The organism is Saccharopolyspora sp. NFXS83 (genome assembly GCF_026241095.1).
Classification (GTDB): Bacteria; Actinomycetota; Actinomycetes; order Mycobacteriales; family Pseudonocardiaceae; genus Saccharopolyspora_C.
In genome coordinates this window covers 49083-61564 of record NZ_JAPFGB010000001.1, presented here as the reverse complement: position 1 = coordinate 61564, position 12482 = coordinate 49083, and the positions used below count along the sequence as shown (strand labels likewise).

General features: G+C 71.8%; 13 protein-coding genes. 3 read left to right on the top strand and 10 right to left on the bottom strand.

Annotated elements, in window-relative coordinates; all coding sequences use genetic code 11:
* Nucleotides 1-13: 13 nt before the first annotated feature.
* Entirely contained in the window at nucleotides 14-1273 is a 1260-nt protein-coding gene (gene purD, locus OOZ19_RS00310) for a phosphoribosylamine--glycine ligase (protein WP_266086905.1), read from the bottom strand.
* 239 nt (nucleotides 1274-1512) lie between these two features.
* On the opposite strand from purD, the gene OOZ19_RS00305 reads away from it, so the two are divergent.
* Nucleotides 1513-2622, top strand: a complete 1110-nt coding sequence (locus OOZ19_RS00305) for a glycerophosphodiester phosphodiesterase (protein WP_266086903.1) — start codon at nucleotides 1513-1515, stop codon at nucleotides 2620-2622.
* A 109-nt stretch (nucleotides 2623-2731) separates the two neighbouring features.
* Here the strand turns inward: OOZ19_RS00305 and OOZ19_RS00300 are convergent, their stop codons facing one another.
* The 5 genes from OOZ19_RS00300 to OOZ19_RS00285 all read right to left on the bottom strand — a co-directional run bounded on the left by OOZ19_RS00300 (nucleotide 2732) and on the right by OOZ19_RS00285 (nucleotide 6746).
* Nucleotides 2732-3886 carry an LLM class flavin-dependent oxidoreductase gene (locus OOZ19_RS00300; RefSeq protein WP_266086901.1) on the bottom strand — a complete coding sequence of 385 codons (1155 nt, stop codon included), beginning with the start codon at nucleotides 3884-3886 and terminating at the stop codon, nucleotides 2732-2734.
* Between the two features lie 150 nt (nucleotides 3887-4036).
* Complete coding sequence (locus tag OOZ19_RS00295) at nucleotides 4037-5047, bottom strand: ABC transporter substrate-binding protein (protein ID WP_266086899.1); 1011 nt, start codon at nucleotides 5045-5047, stop codon at nucleotides 4037-4039.
* Nucleotides 5048-5128: 81 nt separating this feature from the next.
* Entirely contained in the window at nucleotides 5129-5209 is an 81-nt protein-coding gene (locus OOZ19_RS30055) for a putative leader peptide (RefSeq protein WP_416309381.1), read from the bottom strand.
* A gap of 149 nt (nucleotides 5210-5358) precedes the next feature.
* Complete coding sequence (locus OOZ19_RS00290) at nucleotides 5359-5997, bottom strand: HNH endonuclease family protein (RefSeq protein WP_266086897.1); 639 nt, start codon at nucleotides 5995-5997, stop codon at nucleotides 5359-5361.
* Nucleotides 5998-6176: 179 nt separating this feature from the next.
* Complete coding sequence (locus OOZ19_RS00285) at nucleotides 6177-6746, bottom strand: hypothetical protein (RefSeq protein ID WP_266086895.1); 570 nt, start codon at nucleotides 6744-6746, stop codon at nucleotides 6177-6179.
* A 233-nt stretch (nucleotides 6747-6979) separates the two neighbouring features.
* Between OOZ19_RS00285 and OOZ19_RS00280 the strand changes: the two genes are divergently transcribed.
* Nucleotides 6980-8266: an adenylosuccinate synthase gene (locus OOZ19_RS00280; RefSeq protein ID WP_266086893.1), complete on the top strand. Its 1287-nt coding sequence runs from the start codon at nucleotides 6980-6982 to the stop codon at nucleotides 8264-8266.
* A gap of 264 nt (nucleotides 8267-8530) precedes the next feature.
* Here OOZ19_RS00280 and OOZ19_RS00275 read toward each other — a convergent pair whose 3' ends face one another.
* The 4 genes from OOZ19_RS00275 to OOZ19_RS00260 all read right to left on the bottom strand — a co-directional run bounded on the left by OOZ19_RS00275 (nucleotide 8531) and on the right by OOZ19_RS00260 (nucleotide 11766).
* Nucleotides 8531-9631, bottom strand: coding sequence for an FUSC family protein (locus tag OOZ19_RS00275; protein WP_266086891.1), 1101 nt, complete (start codon nucleotides 9629-9631; stop codon nucleotides 8531-8533).
* Nucleotides 9632-9758: 127 nt separating this feature from the next.
* A complete protein-coding gene (locus OOZ19_RS00270; protein ID WP_266086889.1) occupies nucleotides 9759-10166 on the bottom strand; it encodes a DUF3151 domain-containing protein in 408 nt (135 codons plus the stop codon).
* 77 nt (nucleotides 10167-10243) lie between these two features.
* Nucleotides 10244-11278 (bottom strand): class II fructose-bisphosphate aldolase, encoded by a 1035-nt coding sequence (gene fbaA, locus OOZ19_RS00265; protein WP_266086887.1) that lies wholly within the window; start codon nucleotides 11276-11278, stop codon nucleotides 10244-10246.
* A 206-nt stretch (nucleotides 11279-11484) separates the two neighbouring features.
* Nucleotides 11485-11766 (bottom strand): YciI family protein, encoded by a 282-nt coding sequence (locus OOZ19_RS00260; protein ID WP_266086886.1) that lies wholly within the window; start codon nucleotides 11764-11766, stop codon nucleotides 11485-11487.
* A gap of 83 nt (nucleotides 11767-11849) precedes the next feature.
* On the opposite strand from OOZ19_RS00260, the gene OOZ19_RS00255 reads away from it, so the two are divergent.
* Nucleotides 11850-12425 carry a SigE family RNA polymerase sigma factor gene (locus tag OOZ19_RS00255; protein WP_266086884.1) on the top strand — a complete coding sequence of 192 codons (576 nt, stop codon included), beginning with the start codon at nucleotides 11850-11852 and terminating at the stop codon, nucleotides 12423-12425.
* Nucleotides 12426-12482: the final 57 nt, after the last annotated feature.

The window sequence follows — 12482 nt, the reverse complement described above, 5'->3', positions numbered from 1 at the left end:
CCGGTTCAGCTCGTCAGGCGGGCGGTGCGATCTCGCCGCGGGAGGCGCGCAGCGCGATGTCCACGCGGTGGTGCGAACCGGGCAGCCGCACGCCCGCGACGCGGCGGTACACCTCGTCCCGCGCGGCGGTGAGGTCCTCGCCGGTGGCGACGACCGACAGCACCCGGCCACCCGCCGACAGCACCGCGCCGTCGTCGCGGCGCCGGGTTCCGGAGTGCAGCACACCGGGAGCGTCGCCCCCGGTGATCACGTCGTCCACCCGCGGGCGGCCCGGGTAGCCCTCGGCGGCCACGACGACCGTGACCGCGGCACCCGGTTCCCACTCCAGCGCGGGAGCGGCGGCGAGCTCGCCGTGCGCGACGGCGTTGAGCAGCCCGGCCAGCGGCGTGTGCAGCAGCGACAGCACCGCCTGCGTCTCCGGGTCGCCGAACCGGCAGTTGAACTCGATGACCTGCGGGCCCGCCGAGGTCAACGCCAGGCCCGCGTAGAGCAGCCCGGAGAACGGGGTGCCGCGCTCGGCCAGTTCGTCCACCACCGGCTGCACCACGGTGCGCACCACGGTGTCGGTGAAGCCCTCGGGTGCCCACGGCAGCGGCGCGTAGGCGCCCATGCCGCCGGTGTTCGGGCCCGCGTCCTCGTCGCCGACGCGCTTGAAGTCCTGCGCGGGCAGCAGCGGCACCACCGTGCTCCCGTCGACCAGGCAGAACAGCGAGGCCTCCGGGCCGTCCAGGAACGACTCCAGCAGCACCGGGTGGCCGTCGTCGAGCAGCGTCAGCGCGTGCGCGCGAGCCGCGTCGAAATCACCGGTGACCAGCACGCCCTTGCCGCCGGCGAGCCCGTCGTCCTTGACCACCCAGGTGGGGCCGAAGCGGGCCAGCGCCGCGTCCAGCTTCGCCGGGTTGTCCACCGTCTCGCTGTGCGCGGTGGGCACCCCCGCGGCGACCATGACGTCCTTCGCGAACGCCTTGGAGCCTTCGATGCGGGCGGCTTCCTTCGACGGGCCGAAGCAGGCGATCCCGGCGGCGCGCACGGCGTCGGCGGCACCCGCGACCAGCGGGGTCTCCGGGCCGAACACGACCAGGTCCGCTTTCCAGCTCGTGGCGAGTTCGGTCACCGACGCGGGGTCGGCGACGTTCACCGCGTAGGGCTCGGCCAACGCGGCGGTACCCGCGTTGCCGGGAGCGCAGGCCAGGGCGGTCACCGATGGGTCCTTCGACAGCGCGAGCACGATCGCGTGCTCCCTGCCACCTGCCCCGATCACGAGGATTCGCACGCCCGGAAGCGTAGAGCGTCCCGCCACCGCCCGGCGGTGGCCCCCCGCCACGGTGTGGCGAACCGGACAGCCGCCACCGCCGGTCGGCCCCGACCAGCCGGAACCGGACGCGGTACGCCTGGCGCCCACGCCGAGTTCACCCGATGGTCGCGTGGTCTTGCCGAAGACGTCGCTCACCCCGGCAAGGGTCGAGCCGGGCGCGCGGCCCTTCCCGCGCACGAACCACCACTGGAGGACAGATGCTGATCCGGACGCACCTGGCGGCGCTCGCCGTGTCCACGGTCGCCGCGCTGAGCAGCCTCGCGCAGCTCCCGGCCGCCGCGGCCCCGTCCGCTCCCGCCGAGGCGGACCGCGTCGAGGTGTTCGGGCACCGCGGCGCCTCCGGCTACCGGCCGGAGCACACGCTGGCCTCCTACGAGCTGGCGGCGCGGATGGGCGCCGACTACATCGAGCCCGACCTGGTCTCCACCCGCGACGGCGTGCTCGTGTCGCGGCACGAGAACGAGATCAGCGGCACCACCGACGTCGCCGACCGCCCCGAGTTCGCCGACCGCAAGACCACCAAGGTCATCGACGGCGTCGAGCTGACCGGCTGGTTCACCGAGGACTTCACCCTCGCCGAGCTCAAGACGCTGCGGGCGGTCGAACGCATCCCCGAGCTGCGCCCGAACAACACGATCTACGACGGCCGGTTCGAGGTGCCCACCTTCCAGGAGGTCGTCGACCTCGCGCACCGCCTGTCGAAGGAGCTGCACCGCGAGATCGGCGTCGCGCCGGAGACCAAGCACCCCAGCCACTTCCAGCACATCGGCCTGCCGCTGGAGCCGGAGGTCGCGCGGGCGCTCGACGACAACGGGCTCAACCGCCCGAACGCGAAGGTCGTGGTGCAGTCCTTCGAGGTCGCGAACCTGCGGGAGCTGGACCGCGTGCTGCGGGTGCGGCTCGTGCAGCTGATCAGCGGCAGCGGCGCGCCGCAGGACTTCATCGAGGCCGGCGACCCGCGCACCTACGCGGACCTGGTGACCCCGGAGGGACTGCGGGAGATCGCGGGTTACGCCGACGTCATCGGACCGGACACGAAGGTGCTGCTGCCGGTCGACGAGACCGGCCACCTCACCGGTCCGACGCGGGTCACCGCCGACGCGCACGCCGCCGGGCTGGAGGTCGTGCCGTACACGGTGCGCGCGGAGAACGACTTCCTGCCCGCCGACTTCCGCTCCTCCGACGTCCCGTCCGAGTTCGGCGACGTCTTCGGCTACTTCGACGCGCTGTTCGCCCAAGGGATCGACGGGATCTTCAGCGACCACCCGGACATCGCGGTCCGGTCCCGCGACGACCACGCGGGCTGAAGCCCGGGTGCGCGCCTCCGCCGCCCGCGCGTCCGTCCCGTCGATCCGCGCCCCGGGGCGCGGATCACCCGGCCCCATCGGGTTCCGCCCCGATTCCGGGCTCGGGGGGTCAGGACGCGGGGCTGGGGTCCGGGACGCGGGGCGCGGCGGCGGGAGCGCCCTGTTCGGCGAGCAGGCCGCGGCGGGCCAGCACCGGGCGCACGCCCTCGCCGAACCAGTACGCCTCCTCCAGGTGCGGGTAGCCGGAGAACACGAACTCCTCGACGCCCACGTCGTGGTACTCGGACATGAGGTCGGCGACCTCTTCGTGGCTGCCGACGAACGCGGTGCCCGCGCCGCCGCGCAGCAGCCCGACACCAGACCACAGGCCGGGGTGCACTTCGAGCTCGCGCGCGTCGGAGTGCAGGACGCCGCCGTGCAGTTCCGCCATCCGGCGCTGCGCGGTGGACTCGGTGACCGCGAACTTCGCCTGCGAGGCCGCCACCTCCGCCGGATCCATCTGGGCCAGGAAGCGCTGCGCCGTGGCCCACGCCTCGGCGGAGGTGTCGCGGGTGATGGTGTGCGCCCGCAGCCCGAACCGCAGCGTGCGGCCTTCGGCTGCGGCGAGCTCCCGCAGCCGGGCGATCCGCTCCCCGACCTGAGCGGGCGGTTCGCCCCAGGTCAGGTGCACGTCGGCTCGTCGCGCCGCCACGGGCAGCGCCGCGGGCGAGGAACCGCCGAAGTACAGCGGCGGCTGCGGGTTCGGCACGTCGTAGGCGGTGGCGCCGCGCAGCCGGTAGTGCTCGCCGTCGAAGTCGGCGGGTGCACCGGACCAGATGGCGCGCATCGCGGCGAGGAACTCGTCGGTGCGCTCGTAGCGCTTGTCGTGGTCGAGCCAGTCGCCGTAGCGGCGCTGCTCGGCGGACTCACCGCCGGTGACGATGTTGAGCAGCAGCCTCCCCCCGGAGACCTGCTGGTAGGTGGTGGCCATCTGCGCGGACAGCGTCGGCGTCAGCGAACCGGGCCGGAACGCCACCAGGAACTTGATGCGCTTGGTGCGTCCCAGCAGCGCGGCCGTGGTCACCCACGCGTCCTGGCACCAGCTGCCGGTGGGCGTGAGCATCCCGGTGAACCCGAGGTGTTCGACGGCCTGCGCGACCTGCGCCAGGTAGTCGATGTCGGGTTCGCGCGGGGTCTGCGCCCCCACCGCCGTCACGTGCGGACGGTCCACGATGGACCGACCGTCGCCGTGCGTGGGCAGGAACCAGTGCACCGTGATGCTCATGCGAAGCCCTCCGAAGCTCGAACTCGTTCCGCGTGGGGTGGCGGAACCTCACTGCTCGACTTTCAACACCGCTGCGATGGGGGCCGGGCAGCGGAGCCTCGACGGCTCCGCCGCTGCCGACGGACGCCCGCAAGTCCGAGGACAGGGCGGTCAGCGGACGGCGGCGAGCCGCTGCTCGAATCGGGTGTCGACGTACTCGGCGAAGTCGAACGCGCGCGGGATCTCCTCGGCCCGCACGAACGCGTCCGCCAGCTCCTGCGAGGAGCGGATCACCGCGTCGTCCAGCGGGATCGGCAGGTTCGGCCCGGCGTCGGTGGCGCGGCGCGTCACCTCGATGGGCAGGCCGGTGTCCTCGGCCCACGCCTTCGCCCGCTCGGGCCGGTGCGCGTCGGAGAAGATCTGCGCCTTCGCCACCCGCACCACGTAGTCGGCGAGCGCGGTGTTCTTCGCCGCGTCGGCCAGCGCCGCGTCGCTGGCGACCTGGAAGTCGAGCCCGTTGGAGATGCCCGTTCCGTCGACGAGCACCTCGGCGCCCGCTTCCAGCTGCACTTGCGCGAAGTACGGGTCCCAGATCGCCCAGGCGTCCACCTCGCCGCCGTTGAACGCGCCCAGCGCGTCCGCGGGCTGCAGGATCACCAGCTCCACGTCGTCCGGGGTGAGTCCGGCCTGGCGCAGGTTCAGCAAGACCTGGCCGTGCGCGGAGCTGCCGCGCGCCACGGCGATCTTCTTGCCCCGCAGGTCCTCCACCCGCCGCAGCGGGGACCCCTTGCGCACGATCAGCGCGTCGCTGGTCACGTTGCCCTTCGACGCGGCCACGACCTTCACGTTGCGCTTCGCCGCCGCCGCGAACAGCGGGGGCGTGTTGCCGACGCCGCCGATGTCGATGGCCCCGGCCGAGGCGGCCTCCAGCAGCGGCGGCCCGGAGGTGAACGTGGACCACTCGATCGCGTAAGGCGCCCGGTCCAGCCCGGCGGAGCGCAGCAGGGACTGCGAGTTGCCCTTCTGGTCACCGACGCGGAGCCGGACCCGGCGCAGTTCGGCGTCCCCGACCGGCGGCGGAACGGGCGCGGAGGCCGCGTCCGGGCTCCGGCCGCAGGCTCCGAGCAGGCCTGCGGTCGTGGTGGACAGGGCGAGGGCAGCGAGGAAATCCCGACGGTGCAAGGTCGTGTCGCTTTCGCTAAGCAGGCGGACCTCGATCGGCCCGTCGACGCGGGACGATCGGAGGCAGAGCGATGAGGTGCGTCAGCGACCGCGACAGACCGCGCTGGCCTGCCGCCGGAGATCGACGTGCAGGCGCCCGGTCAGCACGGTGCGCACGGCCATGCCTGGAGATTCGCACCCGCCCGAACCCCCCGTCAACGCCCGGGAAAACCATCCCACCAGGTGATATCCATCGCGAAAACCCCGGCGGAGGCGGAAAAACGCCCCACCCGCCCTGCGCGGGCGAGTGAGGCGTTCTCCGGATTCGCGGCTCAGCAGGTGCCGAGGGCGTCCTTGAGGGCGGTCTTCTCGGCTTCGGTGACCGTGAGCTCGTACTTGTGCTTCGAACCGACCCACATCGAGGCGTAAGTGCAGTGGTAGCCCGCTTCCGGCGGCATCCACTGGTCCGGGGTCTGGTCGCTCTTCTCCTGGTTCACGTTGTCGGTGACCGCGATGAGCTGCGGGCCTTCGAGGTCGTTGGCGAACGCTTCGCGCTGCTCGTCGGTCCACGCCGCCGCGCCGGAACGCCAGGCGGCGGCCAGCGGCACCACGTGATCGATGTCCACATCGGACGGCTGGGTCCAGGAACCGCCGTCGTACGGGCTGTTCCAGGTGCCCGACGTCGGGTAGCAGTCCGAGCCGACCTCGACGTTCTCCCCGTCGCGCTTGAGCACGGCCTCACGGGTGCTGCACCCGTCGGCCCCTTCGCTCCAGTGCGGGAACTTGTCGCGGTCGTAGCCGTCGGAGGAGCCTTCGGGCGCGACCTTCAGCTCGTCGAGCTGGGTCTGCGCCGTGGCGCCGTCGGGGATGCCGGGCGGTTCGGCACCGGCGGGCAGGGCCAGGCCGAGCGACAGTGCGCCGGCCAGGGGCAGCGCGGTCAGGGCTGCGCGAAGCGAACGTTTCGGCGTCATGGGGTCCTCCGCTGTGGCTGATCTCGCCGATGTCGATCCTGACCCTCATCGAGCGAGGTGGCCATGGCAATGCCCCGAAGTGACTAGGCGGTGACCTGTCGTGAAAGCGCCACGTCCCGGCGCCCACATCTGGTGAATCTGTGTGTGCGCAGGGCTTTTCGCCGCTGTCGGCGGCGTCGTCACGGCCGCACGAGCAGCAGGTCCTCGGTGTGGCGGTACCAGGCCCATTTGCCCACGGGCCTGGGGTGCGCGACCCCGTCGCGCAGCACCGTCGCCTCGCGGAACCCCGCCTGCACGGCGCGTCCCCTGGTCACCTCGCGGCGGGTGCGCAGCAGGCCGCGGCGCACGGTGGTGACGCGCAGGCCGTCGGCGGCCGGGTCGAGGTTCGCCGACATCGGATCGGCGGTGGGCTCCGGCAGCGGCGTCGCCTCCGGGTCGGGGCTGATCTCCAGGCTCCGCGCGGGGCCGTGCAGCACCCGCTGGTCGTCGCAGTACACCTGCCCGGTGATCGGCTCGACGCGCCCGGACGCGATCAGCAACCCGCCCGAGTCGTCCCGCACCAGCGCGGCCGGACGAGCCTCGCCTTCGAACGCGAGCCGCCGCGCTTCCGGCCCGACGGGCAGCCCCCACAGCCGCGTCGCGGGCGACTCCGCCACCGGGACGTAGCCCACCGCCAGGTCGGCGATGCGGTTCTTGCGCAGCAGCCGCAGCACCACCGCGGCGAGATCCGCATCGGTACCCTCGACCACGACTCGCCCGGGGCCGTCGGGCAAGAGCGCATCGACCTCGGCCTTCCCAGGAGCGGGAGAGACGAAGTGCCACGCTGCGTCACCGCGCGCACGCGTGGTGTCATCGTTGTTTGTGCAGGACAGTGCAGTGGTACTCACGTTTCGCTCCTGGTTTACCCTGATCGACCGGCATCAGTGTCGCGTCGAAGCGGGAAGTCGCTCGCGCGGACCCACAGTCCAGGTTGGAGTTTCACATGCCGGCGATCGTGCTGATCGGAGCCCAGTGGGGCGACGAGGGCAAGGGCAAGGCGACCGACCTGCTCGGTGAGCAGGCGCAGTGGGTCGTGCGCTACCAGGGCGGCAACAACGCGGGCCACACCGTGGTGCTGCCCGACGGGCAGGACTTCGCCCTGCACCTCATCCCGTCCGGGATCCTCACTCCCGGCGTGACGAACGTGATCGGCAACGGCGTCGTCGTCGACCCGGGCGTGCTGCTCGACGAACTCGCCGGTCTGGAGGAGCGCGGGGTGGACACCTCGCGGCTGCTGCTGTCCGCGGACGCGCACATGATCATGCCGTACCACGTGGCGATCGACCGGGTCACCGAGCGCTACCTGGGCAAGAAGCAGATCGGCACCACCGGCCGCGGCATCGGCCCCGCCTACCAGGACAAGGTCGCCCGCGTCGGCGTCCGCGTCCAGGACCTGCTGGACGAGAAGATCCTGCGGCAGAAGGTCGAGGCCGCGCTGGAGTTCAAGAACCAGCTGCTGGTCAAGGTCTACAACCGCCGCGCGCTGGACGCCGACGAGGTCGTGGACACCGTGCTGGAGCAGTCCGAGCGCTTCGCCGGGCGCATCGCCGACACGAAGCTGCTGGTGAACGAGGCGCTGGAGCGCGGCGAGACGGTGCTGCTGGAAGGGTCGCAGGGCACGCTGCTCGACGTCGACCACGGCACCTACCCGTTCGTGACCTCGTCGAACCCGACCTCCGGCGGCGCGTGCGCGGGCTCCGGCATCGGGCCCACCAGGATCAACGCCGTGATCGGCATCCTGAAGTCGTACACGACCCGCGTCGGCGCGGGCCCGTTCCCGACGGAGCTCACCGACGACGCCGGCGAGAACCTGCGCAAGCAGGGCGGCGAGTTCGGCGTCACCACCGGGCGCTCGCGGCGCACCGGCTGGTTCGACGCGGTGATCGCGCGCTACGCGACGCGGGTCAACGGCATCACCGACTACTTCCTGACGAAGCTCGACGTGCTCTCCGGGCTGGAGACCATCCCGGTGTGCGTCGCCTACGACGTCGACGGGCAGCGCGTCACCGAGATGCCGATGACGCAGACCGGCGTGCACCACGCCGTGCCCGTGTACGAGGAGGTGCCCGGCTGGTTCGAGGACCTCAGCGGGGCGCGCGCCTTCGAGGACCTGCCGACCAATGCGCAGAACTACGTGCTGCGCCTGGAGGAGCTGGCCGGTGCCCGCATCTCCGCGATCGGCGTCGGCCCGGGCAGGGACCAGACGATCGTCCGCCACACCATGGCGTGACCGTTCGTTCCGCTTGATCTGCACAGGTGTCCGGGTAGCGGAACCTCGGTGAGCCTCTCGCCGCGGGATCTTCTTCCCAAGTGGCTCCGCCACGAGGGAAAGCTGTCCTCGCGAGAGGCTCACTGAGAACCCGCCGGTGGTCGGCTTGATCACGTGGGCTGATCGCTGCGCGATGACAAGCACGGCTTCGCCGCGAGGCACTGCCTTCGGCCACGAGGCTCGGCCTTCGCCGTTGACAACAGGCAGGGCGCGAGACCGCTCAGGTCAGCTGTGGTCGCCTTCGCGGCGGGGGTGCAACGGCGGGAGGGCGGCGATCGCCTCGGTCCGGGTGAGGCCGGTCGCCTGGAGCAGGTCCACCGCGATGGAGCGGACCTGGAGCACCACCACCTGCATCGAGAAGTCGCCTTCCCCCAGCAGTTCCACCGAGGAGCGGCGGGCCACCGAGCGCGCGGCGTCGCGCGCCTGCAACGGTTCGGTGCCGCTGGCCAGCTCGTCGCGCAGCAGCACCACCGAACCGGCCAGCTCCTCCAGCAGTCCCGGCAGCGGACGCGGCACCGGTTCCCCGTCGCGCAGCGCCGCCATCGCGCGCCGCGCCAGCACCCGCGTGTTGCGCAGCGCCCGGTCGATCGGCGTGGCCGCCGACTCGTAGCGCTCCAGGTCGCCGCGTCGCCGCCACCGGATCGGGGCGAACTTGGCGATCTCGCCGCCCGCCTCCAGCGCCGTCCGGAACTCGTCCACGAGCTTCTGGCTCTTGCGCGCCGCGGCCAGCGTGTCGGAGGCGACGTCGACGTCGCGCCGGGACACCGCCCACGCGACCCCGCGCAGCCCCTCGGTGAGCGCGCCCAGCACCAACCGGCCGTTGCGGTGCGCCACGGCCAGCGGGTTCGCCGGCAGCAACGCGGCGACCGCGAATCCGACGAGGCCGCCCACGGCCGCGTCGATCATCCGGGTCCAGCCGCCGACCGTCGCGGGCGGCAGCAGCGTGGCCACCAGCACCGACGAGGACGCCGCCTGCAGCACGATGATCGCGCCGCTGTCGGCGAGCACCGCCGTGCTCATGGCGAGCGCGACGACCAGCGCGATCTGCCACGGTCCGGTGCCGATCATCGAGATCAGCACGTCGCCGACACCGATGCCGATGCTGACGCCCACGACCAGTTCCAGGGACCGCCGCATCCGCTGCCCCAGCGACACGCCCAGCGACACCACCGCGGCGATCGGCGCGAAGAACGGCGCCGGATGCCCCACCAGGTGCTTCGCCACGGCCCACGCCAGACCCGCGGCCACGGCGCACTGCACGATCGGCACGCCCGACCGGAACAACCGCCGCAACCGCCGACTCAACTCCTGCCGCACCCGCTGCACGCGCTCATTCTGCGCCACGAGGAGCGCGCAGGCGATCACCCAGGTCGTACCGGCCGCTGCCGGTCGGGTTCCCGGAGGAAGCACCCTGCTCGGGAGGGTCCGGCGCACCGGACCCTCCGCTATGGCGTCACGCCACTCCGGTGGCCTCCACCGAGGCGGGGTCGCTGTCGAGCAGGAGCTGGCGGCAGCGGTCGAACTCCTCGGTCTCGCCGATCGCGCTCGCGGCCTTGGCCAGCACGGCGACGGCGCGCAGCACGCCCTGGTTGGGGCGGTGCCGCCACGGCACCGGGCCGAAGCCCTTCCAGCCGGACTTGCGCAGCGCGTCCAGGCCGCGGTGGTAGCCGGTGCGCGCGTAGGCGTAGGCGGCGATGAACTCCTCGCGCTCCAGCGCGGCCTCGCCGAGCTGCGCCCAGGCGGCGCTGAACGCGGGGAACTCCGCGGCGACCTTCGCCGGGTCGGTTCCGGCGTCGAGCGCGGCCTGTGCGGTGGTGTTCTCCGGCAGCAGCGTTTCCGGTGGCTCCAGCAGGTTCGTCATGGCGTCATCCTGTCATCCGACGCGCGAACGCCACCCCGGTGCTCGGTCCGGGGTGGCGTTCGAGGTGCGGTGCGGTGTCAGCCGGCCAGCATGCGGCCCGCGGACTTCAGCGTCTCGCAGCCGTGGGCGACGCGGGCGGCCATGGCCTGCTCCGCGGCCTTCAGGTAGCTGCGCGGGTCGTAGACCTTCTTGTTGCCGACCTCGCCGTCGACCTTGAGCACGCCGTCGTAGTTCTTGAACATGTGCTCGGCGATGGGCCGGGTGAAGGCGTACTGGGTGTCGGTGTCGATGTTCATCTTCACGACGCCGTAGGAGACCGCCTCGTGGATCTCCTCCAGCAGCGAACCGGATCCACCGTGGAAGACCAGGTCGAACGGCTTGGACCCGGCGGGCAGGCCCAGCTTCTGGGAGGCGACTTCCTGGCCCTGCTTGAGGATCTCGGGGCGCAGCTTGACGTTGCCGGGCTTGTACACGCCGTGCACGTTGCCGAAGGTCGCGGCCAGCAGGTAGCGGCCCTTCTCCCCGGCGCCGAGCGCGTCCACGGTGTGCTCGTAGTCGCCCGCGGCGGTGTAGAGCTTGTCGTTGATGTCGTTGGCGACGCCGTCCTCTTCGCCGCCGACGACGCCGACCTCCAGCTCCAGGATGATCTTCGCCTTGGCCGCCGTGTCGAGCAGCTCGGAGGCGATCTGCAGGTTCTCGTGCAGCTCGATGGCCGAGCCGTCCCACATGTGCGACTGGAACAGCGGGTTCTCGCCGCGGTCGACCCGCTCCTGGCTGATCTGGATCAGCGGCCGGACGTAGCCGTCCAGCTTGTCCTTGGGGCAGTGGTCGGTGTGCAGCGCGATGTTCACCGGGTACTTGGCGGCCACGACGTGCGCGTACTCCGCGAGCGCGGTGGCCCCGGTGACCATGTCCTTGACCTTCGTACCGGAGGCGAACTCGGCGCCACCGGTCGAGACCTGGATGATGCCGTCGCTCTCGGCCTCGGCGAAGCCACGCAGCGCCGCGTTGAGCGTCTCCGACGAGGTCACGTTGATGGCCGGGTAGGCGAACTCACTTGACTTCGCCCGGTCCAGCATCTCCGCGTAGACCTCGGGGGTAGCGATGGGCATCGGTCGTCCTCCTCGGGGTGGAGTCGTTCTTGGCAGCGGGGAGCCGCGCCGAATCCTACGAGGGCGCGCGAGGTCCGCGCGGGCCTGTGGAGGTCAGCGCTACCCGTTCGCGTCATAGGGAAAACCACTGGATCGGTGCGGATCTGCACCGCTGTCGCAATCCTCACACCAATGGATGTGCGGGGTCGCCCGAACAGGCTAGTGGATCATGAAACCCAGGAACCGGTGATCGCGTTCCACTCACGGACGGTGGTCGAGGCGATCACGCCCTCCTTGAGGTACGGGTCCTCGTCGAGCAGCCGCTGCACCGCCGCCGCGTCCGCCGCTTCGTAGACGAGCTGGGCGCCCGCGCCGTCCTCGTACGGACCCCCGGCCAGCAGGATCCCCTGCTGCGCCAGTGACTTGGCGTAGACGCGGTGGTCGGGCCGCACGGCCAACCGGCGCTCCTCGTCGTCGCCGTAAACCATTTCGACCACGAACTTCGCCATTTCGGACCTCCCTGATCACGAGCCTGTTCCGGACGCTACCCGGCCGGGGGACAGCCGCCGGGCGAAGCCGGTACTTTCAGATCATGTTCGGGGATTCCTCAGCGGGGGTCGAACGCAGCGTCGAGCAGACACTGGGCCACCTCCGCGCGATCGACACCGCATCCACCGCCACCGACCAACCGCTCACCCTCGAAGACCTGTACCGCCAGCAGCGGATGCGCATGGTCCGGCTGGCGATCCTGCTGGTCGACGAACCGGCGACCGCCGAGGACGTGGTGCAGGAGGCGTTCACCGGGCTCTACCGCAACTGGTCCGGCCTGCGCGACGCGAAGGCCGCCATCGGCTACCTGCGCACCGCCGTGGTCAACGGCAGCCGCTCGGTGCTGCGGCGCCGCAAGACGGCCCGCGAGTACCAGCCGCCGCACCAGGCCGACGCGCGCTCCGCGGAGTCGCTGGCGATGCTCACCGCGGAGCACCAGGCGGTGGTGGCGGCGCTGGGCGAACTGCCGCCGCGGCAGCGCGAGGTGCTGGTGCTGCGCTACTACGGCAACCTCACCGAGGCCGAGATCTCCGAGGCCACCGGCGTCTCGAAGGGAACCGTGAAGTCCACCGCCAGCCGCGGCCTGGAAGCCCTGCAGAAGGTCATGCGCTCGCACTGAGCGCGGTTCCCGCCCCGCGCAGCCGCCCTGAGCCGGGTCAACGGCGACCCCTCAGAG